The sequence below is a fragment of the Acinetobacter sp. ANC 3882 genome (genome assembly GCF_022549545.1).
In the GTDB taxonomy this organism is placed as follows: Bacteria; Pseudomonadota; Gammaproteobacteria; order Pseudomonadales; family Moraxellaceae; genus Acinetobacter.
On sequence record NZ_JAKZGB010000012.1, the window covers coordinates 1 to 18,740 of the forward strand.

Consider the following 18,740-nt stretch of genomic DNA (forward strand, 5'->3'; position numbering starts at 1 on the left):
TACACAGTAGATCTAGCAAACCCATTAACCAATGGTGAAGTGGTAGATGTGACTGCGACAGATGCTGCTGGAAACGAATCTGAACCTACACAAGCAACAGCTGATGACACAACGGCACCAAATGCACCGACAGCTGATGTTGTTAATGACGGCACGCAAGTAACAGGTACAGCGGAACCAGGTTCAACAGTGACTGTTAAAGACCAAAACGGCAACGTATTGGGCACAGCGGTTACCGATGAAAACGGCAACTACACAGTAGATCTAGCAAACCCATTAACTAATGGTGAAGTGGTAGATGTGACTGCGACAGATGCTGCGGGGAATGAATCTGAACCTACACAAGCGACAGCGGATGACACAACGGCACCAAATGCACCGATTGCTGAGTTCAACGATGAAGGTGATGCAGTAACAGGTACAGCGGAACCAGGTTCAACAGTGACTGTTAAAGACCAAGACGGTAACGTATTGGGTACAGCGGTTACGGATGAAAATGGCAATTACACTGTTCCAGTTAATCCAGCGGATCTGGCGAATAATGAAGTGGTAGATGTGACTGCGACAGATGCTGCAGGTAATGAATCACAACCAACCGAAGCAACAGCACCATTGTACTTAGATGCAATTAGTGATGTAGCAACTGTTTTAAGTGAGATTACTCCTGTAGTAACTAATCCAGATATTCCTGGTGGCGCATTAGTAACCTTCCCATCATTGTCATTCCTCGGTCCAATTATTGACTTGAAAGGTCAAACACCAATTACAGTTACCGTACCTGAAGGTGGAATTGCATCGTTTGATGTATCTTTTGGTGGTGTTTTATTTGGTGGTGGTATTGGAGCTTATGACCTTAATATTCTTCGTTATAACGAGAATACTGGTGGATACGAACCGTACAGCAAAATAGATAATGCTGGAATCATGGTTGGATTCATTGGTGGAGTTATGGGTGGCGGAGCATCTATCGATAATCTACCTGAAGGGCAATATGCACTTGTACTAACTCCAGGTGCAGGCGTACAAGTAACTGGAATTGGTATCGCTTCAATTTCTGTTACCAACGAGGTGTTGAGTGATTATGGAGATGTAGTAGCCAAAGGTAATGTCATTTCAGCAAACAACCCTGAAAATCCAACAGATGTTGCTGATGTGATCCATGCTGGTCAAACAGCAACAGTTGTTAGTGTTGCTAATGAAGACGGTGTAACAACTGCTCTACCACAAGACAATGAAGCATTTACTCGTATTCAAGGCGAATATGGTGAACTGTTTATTGATAAGAATGGTAATTATGAATACATCCGTGATTTCACTGTTCCAAATAGTCTAGGTAAAGTAGATAGCTTCACTTATACCCTTCAAGACAGTGATGGACATCAAGACACTGCGACTTTAAATATTCGCATTGATACAAATGGTCTTGATATCACATGGCCAGAAGATCCGACTCAAGATGGTGTAGTAGAGTTGACGGCAACTGATAATACAGCAGCAGCTGCGATTACTTTAGTTCCATCAACTAACACAACAGTTGACTCGGGTAGTATGGCCGCAAGTAGTACAAAACCTTTATTTGGTTCGGCTACTTCTGTTGCTGGTAGTGACACGAGTGATGTGATTAATGTTGCTGCACATACTGCTGCATCGATTAATTTCTCTGTAACTACACAAGGCGGTATCTTCGATAGCTCTGCTAATGGCGATACTTTCAGTTACCAAGTACAAAAACTTGTGAGCGGTGTATGGACAACTCAGCCTGGAGCATCAGCTTCAGTTGTACATTCATCACCAATCTTAGGTGATGCGGGTGGTACAGTGTTGATCAGCGGTTCTTATCAAGTTTCTGCATCAGAGACTACTAGCCAATGGCGTGTTGTGTTTGGTAGCACAGAATCTAATATTCCTCTGATTGCTGGAACGAACACAACTACTGTTAATACAACTGTAAATGCTACTTTCACACATTTTGACCAATTCATTGGTAATGGTGCAACGGTAACAGCTACAGGTAACTTGTTAACAGATGACTCTGGTAGTGGTGTAGATGTAACGGGCGGTGCAAGTACGAAAGTATTTGTAGAAACTTCACCTGGTACGTATGTACAAGCCAATGGTCAAACAATCTCGGTTGAAGATGGTACCTTCGTGGTTTCGGCAAATGGAACATATACGTTCACAGCAAATGGTTCTGCGACTTCAGGTGATGTTGCTACACTGAACTATAAACTGGTTGCTGCAACGGGCGATGAAAGTACACCTGCAACATTGACCGTGAATATTGGTAGTGAGGTCGTGAGTACTGCTAGCCATGACATCATTACGACTGGAGCTGGAGCAGATACAGTTGTCTATAACTTACTGAACGCTGCTGACGCAACGGGTGGTAATGGTACGGATGAATGGACTGACTTCAATTTGGCGCAAGGTGATAAAGTTGATATTAGTACGCTGTTAGACGGTGCTAATGCAGATAATATTGCAAATTATGTGTCAGTTACTTCAGATGGTGCAGGAAATACATTAATTAGCATCGATCGTGATGGTAATGGAAATGTATATAACTCAACAGATCTTATTGTATTAAAAAATACAGATACGACACTGGATGAGTTGTTGAATAATAATCAACTGTTGTTTTAATTTGATTTAAAAAAAGAGGGTCTAAGGACCCTCTTTTTATTATATGACTAGTATTTAAATTGAATAATTATGATATATTATTCAAATATAGATTTTTAAATTTTATTAAATTTAAGTGTGTAATTAATATGGCAATAAATACTTATACCGAATTATTAAAGCTTAAGCAAAATGCCTTTGAATGGGTGAATAAAACTTTGGAAAATGAAGAAAATAATAGTGAAAGATACTATGTTTTTTTATCCTATGGTGATGGAACTCAAAGAAGTACAGTTTGGAGTAATAGCGATAGAAATATTGATATAATACTAAAAAGGATGCTTAATTTTATTGAAAAAACTTTTGAAAAAAATAAAAAATTACTTAATTTTTTCAAAATAGATATTGCTTACCAGATTGAAAAAGAATCCTGGGAAAGTGTTGTCAGTCAAGTCACCAATCAGAATCATAATAATCATTATCGTAAAGGAATTAGTTTAGATCAAAACTTCGATGTGGTTTTCTTGGAACAGGAGGTTTATGGGAGAGCAATTATTCGTGGGCTGAAATATGATCAACCTAATTTTTTTGACGAAGATAATTTAAATAATGCAATTAAGAAAAAATATCCAAATATTCAGAAAAATGTCATATTAGATCAGCTTCAATTTGTATGGACTTTTGAAACTCATGGTGCAATTTATGAAAATGATCGATTTGTTTCTTTGCAAAGTGGGGGGTGTCAAAATGGTGTTCGAGAATTAGAAGATAATAAAAAAGAACATCTCAAAAATTTAATTTCAAAAAATGCAGAGTTTTTGATGGAGCAAATTCAAGAAAATGGTAAATTTATTTATGGCTATTTTCCAGCTTTTGATCGTGAATTGAAAAGCTATAATACAGTTCGACATTGTACATCAGTGTATGCACTTATTGAAAGCTTAGAAGTAAAAGAAAATCAAGCGTACTGGCCTAGAATATATAGTGCAATCCAGTATGCGATTGATCAATTTTATAAAGAAAAGCAAGAAAATATTGCTTTTATGATTGATGGTGAAAAAAATATCGAGATTAAGCTGGGATCAAATGCTGCAGCTATCCTTATGCTCACAAAATATCAAGAGCTTACTCAGGATGATCGTTATCTAAAATACGCAGAAGCAATTGCAAATGGGATTTTAGAAATGGTTGATGCAAATGGACAAACAACGCATGTATTACATTATCCAAGTTTGGAACTAAAAGAAAAATTTCGTATCGTTTATTATGATGGTGAAGCAGCTTTAGCATTATTGAGGCTTTATCAAATTAATCAAGATCCGAAATTACTTGAAACTGTAAAATTAATGTTTGAACATTTTATTGAGAAAAAGTATGACAAATATCATGATCATTGGTTAAGTTATTGTACTAATGAGCTTACTAAAATATGCCCAGAAGAAAAATATTTTCAGTTTGGCTTAAATAACTACTTAAAACATATGAACTTTATTAAAGATAGAAAGACAGCTTATGCAACATTTTTAGAAATGTTAATGTCTGCATATAAGATGGTGAAGCGATTAAAAGAACAAGGCTATGATGAGTTATATGCAAAAGCAGAGTTTGAAAAACTTCAAGAATTGATTGAGATCAGAAGCGAGTTTCAGAGAAGTGGTTTCTTTTACCCTGAAGTTGCGATGTACATGGCAAGACCAAATAAAATTTTAAACGCCTTTTATGTTCGACATGACCGTTTTAGAACTCGGATAGATGACCAAGAGCATAATTTATCTGGATATGTTGCTTATGTAAATTATTTTTAAATGGTGAAAGAATGATTCTAAATAAGAACAATATCGAGGAAATAATGCCTGGAAGATGGCATGTTGAACCTAAAGATGATTGGTATGTTCAACATATTTCAGAAAATCAGTTGAATTGTAAAAAAGACGAAACACTCTTTGTTGCAATGGATAAGGAGACATGGCTAAAGGGAACAGGTAATACTGGAGTGTATGCGAAATGGGAGGATACTCATGATCTTGTGTATACCTTTCATGATTATGTAAAAGGGGTTGTAGTACAAAGACCTATATTAGAGTTGCCTTCACATCTTCCACAATATGTTGTAGCAGACTCTTATCAATTTATTAGTCAATGTGCTGAATACACAAGAAAGAATATTAAGAGTAAAACGATTGCAATTACAGGTACAGTAGGAAAAACTAGCACCAAAAATTACCTTAACTTATTATTGAAAAAGTATGGATCCACTTATGCAACGTATGGTAATCATAATTCGCGAACAGGCGTAAAGCTGACATTATCCAACGCAATGTTTGAGCCAGACTATTTAATTTTAGAAACCGCAATGTCTGCGCTATGGATGAAAGATGGTGGGATTAGTCAATTATCTTGTCCTGATATTGCGATTATTACGGAAATAGGTGTTGGACAAAAAGGTTATGATGAAGATCAGACGGCAGATTTTAAGAGTAGGATTGCAAATGGTTTAAATACTGCTGGGATAGTAATTTTAAATCGTGATATAAAAAACTACGACCATCTTTTATACTGTGTTCAGCGGTATAGTCATAATATTTTGAGTTATGGTAAGCATCAAAAGGCTGATGTGAGATATGAGAGAACTGATAAAGGTTTTTTAGTTAATATAAAAGAAATTGATTACAATATTTTATTAGATCATTATATTGATGATGGGACATTGAGTAATATGGTTGCTACTTTTGCAACCTTATATACACTTGATTTAGATGTGACTAAAACTCTACATTTATTTAATTCTATGACTAATAAAGAATCAACATTAGAAATTTTACCAGTGCAGGGTAAGAAGGCATATTTAATTGATGATACTTATAATGCAGAATATCTTTCGATGGTTAATGCATTTAAGTATTGTTATGAAAAATTTAAAAAAAATAGAAAAATATTAATAATAGGCGATATTATAAATTTAGGAAATAAGTCTAGACAAGTCCATGAAAGTTTACTCACGCCAATACTTGAAAATGAGTTTGAATTCATTGCAACTTTTGGTAAAGATACACTATTCTTAAATCAAATTTTGCCAAAAGAGCGAAATCTAGGGCACTATACAGATGCCAATCAATGTGCTAAACAGGTTAGAAATCTTTTAAAAGAAAATGACGTTGTTCTTATTAAAGGCTCAAGACGAAATTCGACTATAGCAACAATTCCTAATCTAATAGTGATACAAGATAAAAATCAAATAGATAATAACTTAGGCAAGCATGTCACTGCAAATTTATCTCATTCCAATTTCTCAGAAGAAATATGGCAGACTAAAACAGAGTATGGTATTGGTGCTCTTATTTTAATTTATTTAGCCTTAAAGAAATATGCATTAAATGATATTCAATTGAATTCTATTTATAAAGTTACTGAAAATGTAGATAGAGAAGCTAAAATAAAAAATGCTTTAGGTCTGTTTTTTGGAGAAAGCTATTCTTTTTGCCAGATATTGCAATATACAATTTTAACTCAAAAACCAGATTGTGTATTAGCTCTTGCAGAGCTATTGTATCGAACAACTGGCGATGCATTAAAAGACATAAAGAGAGAAGCTGAAATTATAGGAATAGATCCAAATAAGATTCTTAATGTTACAGGGCGAAACGTGAGAGGGATAAATCAAGAAAAAAATTTTATAGATATCTTTAAAGTTGCAAAAAAGATTTTTGAACTTCCAGTATATTTTAGAAGTCATTTTTTTGTTGATATTACCTATTTTAAAGAAAAAATATTAAGACCAAGCATTGCTGTTACTTTAGATGCTAGTCTAAATGGATTTCTATTCTTAGGTGATAGAAGTAGGCTGGTTTATATTGGTTTTAGTCAGCAGCCTACAAAAAGAATAAGTATTCACTATACAGATGGGGAGCAAGCAAAGATAGAGCATACTCTTCCGTATAATCAAACTTTTGATGAGTTACCAAATCCTAAAAAAATAAATGCTAAAAGCCCGTTTATTAATATTTTAGGTGATACATATTTTGGTGAGTTTTATACCAAAATTAGAGAGCGAAGAAAAATAGTCGATGTATTACAGAAATATGGCTATACGTACTCTTTTGAAAAAATCGCTTCAATCTTTGGCAAAGATGACATTAATATTGCAAACTTTGAAGCAGTCTTTACCAATAAAGAAAATGAGCAGTCACCTTTAGAAAAGATTAAGCCTTTTATTTTAGGGGCTGATGCAGAAAAAACCTTAAATGAATTTTTACATAGAAATATCAATCATGTTGTACTTGCAAACAATCATTTAAAAGATTATGGAAGTGAAAGTCTTGAATTTACTCTAGATCAATTTGATAAAAAGTCGATTGCATACATAGGCGCTGGTCGAAATCAAAAGCAAGCAAATGAGTTTTTTGAAATTGATTACAATGATAAAAAGATAGCAATCTTTAATGGATACTGGCATAGAGATGTTGCTTACAATAAATTTGACTTCTATGCTTTAGGTCATAGAGATGGGGTGGCTTGTACGAATGGTATTCTCATAGAGCAGCTTAAAGCTTATCGTACTTGTTTTCCTCACCACAAAATTATGGTAATTAGTCATTGGGGTGTTGATTTTAAGCCAGTTCAAGATGAACAGACTCGAATTGCCAAATTACTTGTATCCTGTGGTGCAGATATAGTGATTGGACATGGTCCACATACTATTCAACCTATTGAATATATTAATGGAAAACCAATCATTTATAGTATTGGGAATGGCGTATTCAATAGTAATGGAGAATATGATAAGCATCAAGCACTACCATATGGATGTATAGTCCGATTAAACCTACATGAAGAAAAGTTAAAGCTATATCCGATTTTTACGAATAATCTGAAAACATTTTGGCAGCCCTCTTTTGTGAATCAAACCGATTTTGATATTGCATTAAGAGTTTTATTGGAAAAGACTCAGGAAGGAATAATAAAAAATATAGATGAATATGGGTATTATTTAGAGGTGAAATATTAATGTTAGATCTAACTTTGTTTGAAATTATGAAAATTTCAAGAATTACTTCATATCTTGATGAAGAATACCACAATAAAAAGATAATAAATTTTAGTATCTATACAGATGGCTTAGCTGTAGATCATTTATATTTTCATTGGAAAACTGGAAGTGAAAATTTACATTTGATTGATAAAGCATTGAAAAAAGGTGCTTTTGTTATAACAAGTGATCCTAAATATAAAAATATAGAGTCTAAAAGATCGAAAATTATTCATGTTCCTTCTGTCAAGAAAATACTATTGGCGTTGGCAAGTTATAAACGGAGTATTTTTACAGGCGATGTTATTGTGGTAACTGGCAGTGTAGGGAAAAGCTCTGTAAAAAATATGCTTTCAAAAATGTTATCTATGAATTCTCATGTTATACATACAATTGGAAATGAAAATGCTTGGTTAGGAATATATTGTACTTTATGTAATATTAAGAAAACTACACAATATGTTGTTTTAGAAACAGGAGCATCAGGTGTAGGTAGTTTATCTGTTCCTATAAAAGTAGTTTCTCCTACAATTTCTATTTTGTTAGATATTAACTTTAGCCATCAAGAGAAATATCCAACATTAACTGACCTTCTATTGGAGAAATCAAGTGTTATAGATGCTCTAAAACCAGGTGGTAGATTAGTTGTTTCAACTCGTACTTTTAATATGCTGAAGAAAATAGACTATAGAATAAGAAATGATATTAATATTGTAAAAGTAGGGGAGGATGATGCTGATATAAAAATATTGAAATTTTCTTTAGAAAAAAAAGAATCTAGTGTTGATATATACTTTTATAATAATTTAATAACGCTGAAAATCCCTCAAGGAAATAATGCTGATTTAATTAATGCAGTTTATGTATATGCGGTTTTAAATGGCTTTGATTTTAACTTTTCTAAATTCAATGCATTATCTAATTTTTACGCACCTCTACCAAGACGATTTGATCGTAATAGAGTTGGTTATAAACATAACTTGACTTTTGAACTAATAGATGATGCATATAATTCCTCACCTATTTCAGTACAGTCTTTGTTAGAATCAATAAGTATAAGAAAAGTCAAAAATAAAGTTTTGATTTTGGGTGATATGTTGGAACTTGGTGCTGATAGTCAAAAAATACATCAAAGTATTTTGGATAATCCATTATTAAATCAATTTAATAAAATTATTTTGATCGGTGATATTTTATTTAAATGTGTGAAAAGTAAAAAAATGGAATCATTTTTAAATGTAGATGATTTTATACCATATATTGATAGCAATTTTTCAGATGGTAGTTTGATTGTGTTGAAAGCTTCTAATGCGATTAATTTATATAAGCTACACAGCCATATAAAAAGAGAAGCTATTTCCTTTGAAAAAAATATTAATTGGTTTGTAGAAGATGAAAAAAATTAATTTCATCATCTGAAATTTTGGTAGTAGTTTAAAATTGTGGAAATTTGCACATGATTAAACCCAATATTACGTTGCCCACCATTACCTAGTTTACAATCACTACTGCTCATAATATTTGTTGAATCACTTAACTTGGCGCCAGGTGTACAAAAATGTTTTAAGCCAAAAGCATGACCCATTTCATGTGGTGTTGCTGCCTGAATATTATAATTCAGCCTTTGCCAATCGATTAATATAAATGGTTGGCCCATGTTGCGGAAGCCCCAACTAGTGACATCTCTATATTTTAGTTTTTCATTATATGCATCATAAATAATAAAAAATATTTCTTTAGACTTGCGTTCTGGAAAACAGCGTTTCACTGAATTAGGAATACTTTCTGTTATAATTTTTCTAGGTTGGTTTAGGCGATAAGCTAGGTCACAGTTACGCTTACTAAAGTTAGCATATGAGTAATAGCGATAGGGCTTAAATCTAAAAATTTTCTGATTATTTTCATCTACAAAATACTGGTTTAGGATATTAATTTCTTTAATCATTTGATCTTTATTGTCAAAACCGTTGGCTTTAGACGGTTTTGTTGTATAGATAAAGCTAACATATACAATTGGCAGTGTATTATCTTCTCTTTTTGGAATATTTATGGGGTGTTTTCCTAATTCTATATAATTTTTTTCTTTATTGCTACAAGCAATACAAGCAAAGCTAATAAATAGTAGTACTGTAATTTTTGTATATATCATCATTCAGTTCTCTTGGGGAAAACCTATTATTAATAATTAGGTTTTTGTTTGGTTTCTAATTTATATTATCAATTTTTGATAGTGTTTTCACGCTAATTATTTTGATTTTAATATTAAATCGATGCTGAAGATATATATTTTTTAAATTTAAGTTGATTTTTATGAAGTTAGAGTATTTGACTAGATATTCCCTAATGTGATTTTACTTTTTGTTTCATTGGTTTTGTTCTTTTATAAGAGGTATAGATGTTTTTTAATTTTGATTATAGTATTTATTTAAATTAACCTCGAGCAAGATACTGGGCTAAATTAAATCTTACTTGAATGTTTGAATTTTTTATAAAAAAAGCAACGTTTAAATATAATGAAAATAGGTTATTTTTCAAAAAATATAAATTATAAAATCAATTTTAAGGTGAGTTATTTGTGTTCTATTTTTATGTTTTAAAATAATGAATAATTTAATACATGTTTTTTAATAACTGTTTTTTTAAAGGTAATTTTAAATTTTTTACTCTCTTTTTTTTTATTTTTTGCTAAGCAGGTTTTGGACTTAGCTATACATACTATGTATTTAACTCTTATTTTGTTGTATCTTTTAATTTTGATGAAAAAAATAATAACATATTGATTTTAATTGTATTTTTTTATATTTCCTGCATATGTTTTAAACAATGTTGAATACAGTAGTGTGATTTAGTTCATGTTTTTTTAAAAAAATGTATGGTAGTATCGTTTTGTTATGTTTAATTTTGTAGCTTTCTGGTGTATTAAATATGCGTACATATGCCTATGTAAGAATTGACACTTGTGTCGAAATTGAATCACGGAAGTTCCTGTCTTTTTTCAATGAATATGGCTATAAAATTCAGAAAAATAGATTGGTTTTAGAGGAAGTTTCAGTTAATAAATCTATTATTTTTAGAGATAAATTATTGAACTTGATAAATTACTCTTTGGAAGAGGATGATCTTTTGGTAATAAAAAGCATTGATTGTTTGGGATGTAGTTTTGAAGAGATATTATCTTTAACAGATAAAATTTACCAAAAGAAGATTCGACTTATTTGTTTGGATTATTCTAAAAGTGAGATCAGTGGGGATTTGAAAATATTTTTTCTGCATTTTCTTAAATTATGCTTTGAGTTTGAAAAACAATTTAGTGTCAATAATGAGAAGCAAAATAAAATTGTAAAAAAAGTAGGCCGACCCGAAATTTTAACAAACGAGCAAAAGAATCAAGTTATTGAGATGTTTAAAAGAGGGGAAAGTGTTTATTCTTTAGCAAAACATTTTTCAGTAACTCGTACAGTTATACAAAGAATCTTGGATAAAGCTGCAAAAAAATAATCCATAAAAATGTCATTTGAAAAATAATGAGTTGGATGTATTAATGTTTTTCTACTCGTTATTTTAAAATGGCAATAATGTTATTTAAAATAAAGTGCTGGAATTTTTTTTAAATGATTCCCACTCTGATTACTCTTTTAATAATTGGAACTTTTAAATAATTTGTAGTGAGGAAATCGTCACATTCTTGCTCTTTGACAAGCTAACTATCGGTCAACATGCTCTATAAATCTGCTACAATTGCGCCAATTTTAAATTCTTTCGCACGCCATCGTTTCTTGCCATTGTTTGCAGATACACATGGGTGCACAAATTGTAGATTTTTAGCATGTTTAAAGATGAATTAGCGGCACAGGTTGCCCAGCGTCGCACCTTTGCGATTATTTCCCACCCCGATGCGGGTAAGACCACCATGACAGAAAAACTGTTGTTATGGGGTAAGGCGATTCAGGTTGCGGGGATGGTCAAAAGTCGTAAGTCTGACCGTTCTGCGACATCTGACTGGATGGAAATGGAAAAAGAACGTGGTATCTCGATTACCACGTCGGTGATGCAGTTCCCTTATAAAAAGCACACCATCAACCTACTCGATACCCCGGGACATGAAGACTTCTCGGAAGATACCTATCGTACTTTAACGGCTGTCGATTCTGCTCTCATGGTGATCGATGGCGCCAAAGGTGTCGAAGAACGTACCATTAAATTGATGGAAGTGTGTCGTATGCGCGACACGCCAATCATTTCATTCGTCAACAAAATGGACCGTGAAATTCGCGAGCCTTTAGAGTTGCTGGATGAAATTGAAAATGTCCTGAATATTCGCTGTGTTCCAATCACATGGCCTTTGGGTATGGGGCGTGACTTTGCTGGTGTTTACAATCTGCTTGAAAACAAACTGTATGTCTATAAAGCAGGTTTTGGTTCGACCATTACTGATATCGATGTTCGTGATGGCTATGACCATGCGGATATTCGTGAAAAAGTCGGTGAGTTGGCGTGGGCATCTTTTGAAGAATCTCTTGAATTGGTCCAAATGGCAAATGAACCATTAGACCGTGAATTATTCTTGCAAGGGAAGCAAACACCAGTTTTGTTTGGTACGGCTTTAGGTAACTTTGCTGTTGATCATGTACTGGACACCTTTATCAATTGGGCACCAGAACCAAAAGCACACCCAACCCAAGAACGTATTGTGGATGCCAATGAAGAAGGTTTTACTGGCTTTGTCTTTAAAATCCAAGCCAACATGGATCCGAAACACCGTGACCGTATTGCCTTTATGCGTATTTGCTCGGGTAAATATGAAAAAGGTTTGAAAATGAATCATGTGCGTATTGGTAAAGATGTACGTATTAGTGATGCATTGACTTTCCTTGCGGGTGAGCGTGAGCATCTCGAAGAAGCTTGGCCTGGTGATATCATTGGTTTACATAACCACGGTACCATTCAGATTGGCGATACATTTACCAGCGGTGAAAATCTGCATTTCACAGGGATTCCACACTTCGCGCCTGAAATGTTCCGTCGTGTTCGCCTCAAAGATCCTTTGAAATCGAAACAGCTACAGAAAGGCTTAAAAGAGTTATCCGAAGAGGGTGCAACTCAGGTGTTCATGCCACAAATCAGTAACGACTTGATTGTGGGTGCTGTCGGTGTGTTACAGTTTGACGTGGTCGCTTACCGCTTAAAAGAAGAATATAAAGTGGATTGTATTTATGAGCCAGTCAGTGTTCATACGGTTCGTTGGGTGCATTGTGATGATGAAAAGATTCTGAATGAGTTTAAGAAGAAGGCACATGATCAACTTTCGGTTGATGGTGGTGGCCACTTAACCTATCTCGCACCAAGCCGTGTAAACTTACAATTGATGCAAGAACGCTGGCCAGATATTCAGTTCCGTAACACACGAGAACACTAAAATAGACAAAAACAGCTTCTAATTAGAGGCTGTTTTTAATTGAATAATCGAAAAATAAAGGATGATGCGATGAACACTTTAAAACCACTTTTTGCTTTCAGTGTATTGATTGGAATGATGGCTTTAACAGCATGTGATCATCCTAACAAAAATGAGACCGATGCAGCCAAAAACAAAGAGCAAGCAGCAGCGACTACTGAAAAAGCCGAAGTTCTACCTTATTTAAATATGAAAGAGGCGAAGGCTGATTATGCTTTGCCATTCTGTGAAAAGAAAAACTGTATTGATGTCGATATTCAAACCATCAAAACACAGGATGATTGGCTGAATGCATGGATTGCGAAAAATCAGGCCAATGTGATTCAACAGCAAATTGAGCTGAATAAAAATCTGACTCTGCAACAAGCCATTAATGCGTATGTGAAAAAGTCAGATGAATGGCAGGATAAATATTCTAAAAATAAAGCGTATGAATTGCATTTAAATACACGGATCGCTTCGCAGCGTAACCAATATGTATTGTTGCAAGTCGGAGTAAATGCGCAACAAGAAGATATTGCGGTGAAGGATCGTTTCTATTTCTTTGTCGCCGATCGCAAGCTGCAAAAAAGTGTCAGCATTTTAGATGTAATCCAGAAGAATCAGCAAAATGCATTGAACGAGATTATTCAAGTGCATTACCAACAATGGATTGAGAAGCAGTCTTCAGAAGTGAAAAAGCAGGTTCCAAAGAAACTGTATTGGGGACAAGCAGATTGGTTCTTTGATGGTGAAGGTATTGGACTACATTATCGTGCCAATGAAATCAGTAAGGATGCACCACAGTTGGATATTTATTTAACCACTGAACAAAGCAAACAGATGCTGCAACCTGAAATTTATCAGCAGATGTTTTAATCTAGTTGCTTGAGTTTCGTATAGAAATTGCATGTGCTGCTAGCGGTTTTGCATGAACTTCGATAGCATTTAAAAATCCTGTGTAATAACAATGCTGATAGGTTTTAAATGAAAACATTTTATAAATTTAGCGTTCTTGCATGTGCAGTTTTACTTGCAGCGTGTCAGCCGAAATCAGAACCGAAAGAGTCACAGGATAAACCGACGGATCCACCTGCGGTGCAACAACAGGCTGAACCTGTTTTACAAGGGGAAACCGTCAAGATTCAGGTGAAATTACCCGAATGTAAGGGCAATACCTGTCCTGATTTTACCGTTGAACGATTACAGAGTAATTTCCCATTTATTGATCAATTACTGGATCAACAGATTTTAGACCAACTCAGCAAAATGCTAGAGGTAGTTGATGCAGAGACAGCGACATCTACGCCAAAGACAACGGAGTCAAAATCAAGTTTAGACAGCCAAGCACAATTATATGCAGATTCATTTGTCAAAATTGATGAAGAATTGAAAGCATTGAGCAGTAGCCATCAGATTAGCTTGATGATTAAGCCTAAAATTTTACAGCCTAAAGGCAAGCTAGCAACCGTGGTGTTAAATAGTAGTAGTTATTTGGGCGGAGCGCATGGTTCAACCTCACAACGCTACTATAACTTTGATTTAGCGAGTCAAAAACAGATTCAATTGCATGATCTATTATTGCCGAAGCAGAAAGCAGCTTTAGATAAATTGGCGCAAGAAGCCTTTAAGACATGGATTGTTGATTCCAAACTTGCAACTGATCCGAAGGAGTATGAACAGGCTTGGCCATTCCAAGTGACGGATAACTTCTTGTTGGGAGAGCAAGGTTTAATTCTGCAATATGGTGAATATGAAATTGGACCTTATGTGGTTGGCTTACCACGTCTAGTGATCCCATTTGGTGAATTGCAAAGTGTATTAAAACCTGAATATTTACCTAAAATAGATACACCTGCGGCCTCTGCGGCTGTTGCAAGTGATAAAGCCAAAAGCTAATGCAATTGTTTGATACTCACACCCATTTTGATGTTGCCGATTTTGATCATGATCGGCAACATCTGGCCGTACAGGCAAAACAGGTAGGCGTTGAGGCATTGGTGTTGATAGGTTTTCTTGAGTCACGATTCAATGATCTGATTCAAACCCATCAACAATTACAACATTGGGAAAATGTACCGCGATCTTATCTTGCCCCGGGTTTGCATCCATTTTATATCGAACAACATCAACCCGAACATTTACACCGCTTAGAGCAGGTCTTACAGCAACATGATTGTGTTGCTGTGGGGGAGATTGGATTAGATACTTTTTTAAAACAGCACAAACAGCCAAGCATATTTGCTCAGCAACAGCATTATTTTATTGAACAGCTTGGACTTGCAACCCACTATCAAAAACCTGTGTTGCTACATATTCGCAAAGCCCATGCTGAAACCATCGCAATTTTAAAAACACAAAAATTCAAATTGGGTGGCATTGCTCACGCGTTTAGTGGTGGAGTCGAAGAAGCCAAAGCCTTGGTTAAACTGGGCTTTAAAATCGGGGTGACGGGACAAATCACCAATCCAAATGCTAAAAAATTGCATCAAGTGGTGCAGGCGATTGGCAGTGAAAACTTGGTCATTGAAACGGATTGTCCCGATATGACGCCGTTGTGTTGTCAAACCTCAACAGAGCATCGCACCCGTAATACACCTGTTAACCTGCCTTATGTACTAGAGAGTTTGGCACAAAGCCTTGAGCAGTCTAAGGCTCCGCTTGCAACTCAGCTATGGCAAAATTCTTTGACGGCCTTGCAGCTACAATTTTAAGAGAATAAGCAAATAATCTTGTTAAAAATAAGATACTAAAAGGGAACACATCTGTCTTTAAACAGGGGTACATTAAAGTAAGAAATTCATAATAAACACATCAGCCAATACTGGGAGGGTAACCTTATGGCCAGATATAGCAAAATCAATAGTTTCAATGCATTACAAACACTCACTGTCGGTTCAACATCCTATCAAATTTATAGTTTAGCGCGAGCAGCTGAAACACTTGGCAATATTGATCAATTGCCAAAGTCTTTAAAGGTTTTGCTAGAAAATTTACTGCGTTTTGAAGATCAAAAAAGTGTAAAAGTGGAGCATATTCAGGCACTGGTGGATTGGCAGAAAAGCAAAAGTTCTGATCAAGAAATTCAGTATCGCCCTGCACGAGTGCTGATGCAGGATTTTACGGGTGTTCCTGCGGTCGTCGATCTTGCTGCAATGCGCGCTGCAATGTCTCAAGCAGGCGGTGATCCTAATCTCATCAATCCCTTATCACCTGTAGATTTAGTCATTGACCATTCTGTTATGGTCGACCATTTTGCTGATGAAAATGCCTTTGCTGAGAATGTCGAAATTGAAATGCAACGTAATGGTGAGCGTTATCAATTCCTGCGTTGGGGGCAATCTGCGTTTAATAATTTTAGTGTAGTACCGCCTGGGACAGGGATTTGCCACCAAGTCAATTTAGAGTATTTGGCACAGGCAGTATGGTTAGGCGATGATGAAAGTCAAGTTTTTGCTTTTCCAGATACGCTCGTTGGAACAGATTCGCACACCACCATGATCAATGGACTGGGGGTTTTAGGTTGGGGTGTGGGTGGGATTGAAGCAGAAGCCGCGATGCTAGGACAGCCTGTATCCATGTTGATTCCAGAAGTAATTGGATTCAAACTGACAGGCAAGTTGAATGAAGGAATTACTGCGACTGATTTGGTTCTCACTATTACGCAAATGCTGCGTCAAAAAGGGGTGGTGGGCAAATTTGTTGAATTCTATGGCGATGGTTTGGCTGATTTACCCTTGGCGGATCGCGCCACCATTGCCAATATGGCACCTGAATATGGCGCAACCTGTGGTTTCTTCCCTGTTGATGAAGTGACATTGGGATATTTATCTCTAACAGGTCGTAAGCAAGAGCGGATTGATTTAGTTGAAGCCTATAGTAAAGCACAGGGCTTGTGGCGTCATACGGGTGATGAGCCGATCTTTACCGATACACTGAGCTTGGATATGAGTACGGTTCAGGCAAGTTTGGCAGGACCAAAACGCCCACAAGATCGTGTTTTGCTGTCAGATGTTCCGAAGACCTTTAATGCATTGATGGAGTTGAATCTCAAACCCGCCAAAGAAGCTAAAGAACGTTTGGAAAATGAAGGCGGTGGAGGGACTGCCGTTGAAGCCAAGAAAGCAAATTTAGCCCATGAAGAACCCGCATGTACCATTGATGGAAAATCATATCCATTGACCGATGGTGATGTGGTGATTTCAGCGATTACCTCCTGTACCAATACTTCCAATCCAAGCGTGATGCTGGCTGCAGGATTGTTGGCGAAAAAAGCAATTGAGAAAGGGCTACAACGAAAACCATGGGTGAAAAGCTCATTGGCACCTGGTTCTAAAGTGGTCACTGATTATTTAGCAGCGGCTGGCGTAACGCCTTATTTGGATGAGTTGGGCTATAACTTGGTCGGTTATGGTTGTACCACCTGTATTGGTAACTCTGGACCTTTACCAGAACCGATTGAAGAGGCGATTCAATGCCATGACTTAAATGTTGCTTCGGTACTTTCAGGAAACCGTAACTTTGAAGGACGAGTTCATCCATTGGTAAAAACCAACTGGTTGGCTTCTCCTCCATTGGTGGTCGCCTATGGTTTGGCAGGAAATATTCGTATAGATTTAACTACGCAGCCGATTGGCCAAGGCAAAGATGGGCAGGACGTTTATCTCAAAGACATTTGGCCGAGCCAATTTGAAATCGATCAAGTGCTGCAAAAAGTGAATACGGACATGTTCCATAAGGAATATGCCGCTGTGTTTGATGGTGATGCAACTTGGCAAGCGATCCAGATTCCACAAAGTCAAACCTATGCTTGGCAAGATAACTCGACCTATATTCGACATCCGCCATTTTTTGAGGAAATCAATCAGCCTCCGAAAGCCATTACCAATATTGAGCAGGCACGTATTTTGGCCGTGTTGGGAGATTCCGTCACCACTGACCATATCTCTCCAGCAGGGAATATCAAGAAAGATAGTCCAGCAGGACGTTATTTACAGCAGCAGGGGGTTGAACCGAAAGATTTCAACTCTTATGGTTCTCGACGTGGCAATCATGAAGTGATGATGCGCGGGACTTTTGCCAATATTCGGATTAAGAATGAAATGCTTGGTGGCGAAGAAGGGGGTAATACCATTTTCATTCCAACAGGTGAAAAACTTGCCATTTATGATGCTTCCATGCTTTATCAACAGCAACAAACGCCGTTGGTGATTATTGCTGGTAAGGAATATGGAACGGGTTCATCACGAGATTGGGCCGCAAAAGGTACCAACTTGTTGGGTGTAAAAGCGGTCATTGCTGAAAGCTTTGAGCGTATTCACCGTTCTAACCTAGTGGGGATGGGCGTATTACCCTTACAGTTTGTAGATGGTCAAACACGTCAATCTTTAAATCTGACAGGTCGAGAAATGCTTTCGATTCATGGATTATCCGATGATATTCAACCGCATCAGACTTTGGATATCCAAGTACAGCGAGAGGACGGGTCACAAACTCAGTTTAAAGTATTGTGCAGAATCGATACCTTGAATGAAGTGGAATACTTTAAAGCAGGTGGTATTTTGCATTATGTATTGCGAAATCTGATTGCTGCCTAAGCGATAGGATACTTCATAAATCAAAGATGAAAGCGAGTCTTTCATCTTTTTTTATTTGAAT

Annotated in this window: 11 protein-coding genes; 10 read left to right on the plus strand and 1 reads right to left on the minus strand. The window is 36.0% G+C overall.

The window, feature by feature from the left end; all coding sequences use genetic code 11:
• From MMO42_RS16455 to MMO42_RS16470, 4 genes are all read left to right on the plus strand, one after another.
• The coding region (locus MMO42_RS16455; RefSeq protein WP_241321364.1) for an ABSDF2314 family large adhesin at positions 1 to 2,643 on the plus strand (2,643 nt) is incomplete at its 5' end.
• Between the two features lie 128 nt (positions 2,644 to 2,771).
• Positions 2,772 to 4,427 carry a glycoside hydrolase family 88 protein gene (locus tag MMO42_RS16460; RefSeq protein ID WP_241321365.1) on the plus strand — a complete coding sequence of 552 codons (1,656 nt, stop codon included), beginning with the start codon at positions 2,772 to 2,774 and terminating at the stop codon, positions 4,425 to 4,427.
• A gap of 11 nt (positions 4,428 to 4,438) precedes the next feature.
• On the plus strand, positions 4,439 to 7,627 hold the full coding sequence (locus MMO42_RS16465; RefSeq protein ID WP_241321366.1) for a CapA family protein: 3,189 nt from the start codon (positions 4,439 to 4,441) through the stop codon (positions 7,625 to 7,627).
• The gene (locus MMO42_RS16470; protein WP_241321367.1) at positions 7,627 to 9,054 is read left to right on the plus strand and encodes a Mur ligase family protein; all 1,428 of its coding nucleotides are present in this window, start codon (positions 7,627 to 7,629) and stop codon (positions 9,052 to 9,054) included. The genes MMO42_RS16465 and MMO42_RS16470 overlap by 1 nt, the downstream gene beginning before the upstream one ends.
• Positions 9,055 to 9,059: 5 nt before the next feature.
• Here MMO42_RS16470 and MMO42_RS16475 read toward each other — a convergent pair whose 3' ends face one another.
• Positions 9,060 to 9,797 (minus strand): metalloprotease, encoded by a 738-nt coding sequence (locus MMO42_RS16475; RefSeq protein ID WP_241321420.1) that lies wholly within the window; start codon positions 9,795 to 9,797, stop codon positions 9,060 to 9,062.
• A gap of 776 nt (positions 9,798 to 10,573) precedes the next feature.
• Between MMO42_RS16475 and MMO42_RS16480 the strand changes: the two genes are divergently transcribed.
• The 6 genes from MMO42_RS16480 (at position 10,574) to acnA (ending at position 18,679) form a co-directional block, all read left to right on the plus strand.
• A complete protein-coding gene (locus MMO42_RS16480; protein WP_241321368.1) occupies positions 10,574 to 11,146 on the plus strand; it encodes a recombinase family protein in 573 nt (190 codons plus the stop codon).
• A 328-nt stretch (positions 11,147 to 11,474) separates the two neighbouring features.
• Positions 11,475 to 13,064 (plus strand): peptide chain release factor 3, encoded by a 1,590-nt coding sequence (locus MMO42_RS16485; protein WP_151717072.1) that lies wholly within the window; start codon positions 11,475 to 11,477, stop codon positions 13,062 to 13,064.
• Between the two features lie 69 nt (positions 13,065 to 13,133).
• Positions 13,134 to 13,961 (plus strand): hypothetical protein, encoded by an 828-nt coding sequence (locus MMO42_RS16490; protein WP_241321369.1) that lies wholly within the window; start codon positions 13,134 to 13,136, stop codon positions 13,959 to 13,961.
• Between the two features lie 108 nt (positions 13,962 to 14,069).
• Positions 14,070 to 14,981, plus strand: coding sequence for an RsiV family protein (locus MMO42_RS16495; protein ID WP_241321370.1), 912 nt, complete (start codon positions 14,070 to 14,072; stop codon positions 14,979 to 14,981).
• The gene (locus tag MMO42_RS16500; RefSeq protein ID WP_241321371.1) at positions 14,981 to 15,796 is read left to right on the plus strand and encodes a TatD family hydrolase; all 816 of its coding nucleotides are present in this window, start codon (positions 14,981 to 14,983) and stop codon (positions 15,794 to 15,796) included. Before MMO42_RS16495 ends, MMO42_RS16500 begins: the two co-directional genes overlap by 1 nt.
• 126 nt (positions 15,797 to 15,922) lie before the next feature.
• On the plus strand, positions 15,923 to 18,679 hold the full coding sequence (gene acnA, locus MMO42_RS16505; RefSeq protein WP_241321372.1) for an aconitate hydratase AcnA: 2,757 nt from the start codon (positions 15,923 to 15,925) through the stop codon (positions 18,677 to 18,679).
• The last annotated feature ends 61 nt before the right edge of the window (positions 18,680 to 18,740 follow it).

Bases quoted from the DNA above. Each gene is read 5' to 3' on its own strand.
- MMO42_RS16470 (WP_241321367.1), top strand. From the start codon at position 7,627: ATGTTAGATCTAACTTTGTTTGAAATTATGAAAATTTCAAGAATTACT.
- acnA (WP_241321372.1), top strand. From the start codon at position 15,923: ATGGCCAGATATAGCAAAATCAATAGTTTCAATGCATTACAAACACTC.
- MMO42_RS16460 (WP_241321365.1), top strand. From the start codon at position 2,772: ATGGCAATAAATACTTATACCGAATTATTAAAGCTTAAGCAAAATGCC.
- MMO42_RS16465 (WP_241321366.1), top strand. From the start codon at position 4,439: ATGATTCTAAATAAGAACAATATCGAGGAAATAATGCCTGGAAGATGG.
- MMO42_RS16475 (WP_241321420.1), bottom strand. From the start codon at position 9,797: ATGATATATACAAAAATTACAGTACTACTATTTATTAGCTTTGCTTGT.
- MMO42_RS16495 (WP_241321370.1), top strand. From the start codon at position 14,070: ATGAAAACATTTTATAAATTTAGCGTTCTTGCATGTGCAGTTTTACTT.
- MMO42_RS16485 (WP_151717072.1), top strand. From the start codon at position 11,475: ATGTTTAAAGATGAATTAGCGGCACAGGTTGCCCAGCGTCGCACCTTT.
- MMO42_RS16500 (WP_241321371.1), top strand. From the start codon at position 14,981: ATGCAATTGTTTGATACTCACACCCATTTTGATGTTGCCGATTTTGAT.
- MMO42_RS16480 (WP_241321368.1), top strand. From the start codon at position 10,574: ATGCGTACATATGCCTATGTAAGAATTGACACTTGTGTCGAAATTGAA.
- MMO42_RS16490 (WP_241321369.1), top strand. From the start codon at position 13,134: ATGAACACTTTAAAACCACTTTTTGCTTTCAGTGTATTGATTGGAATG.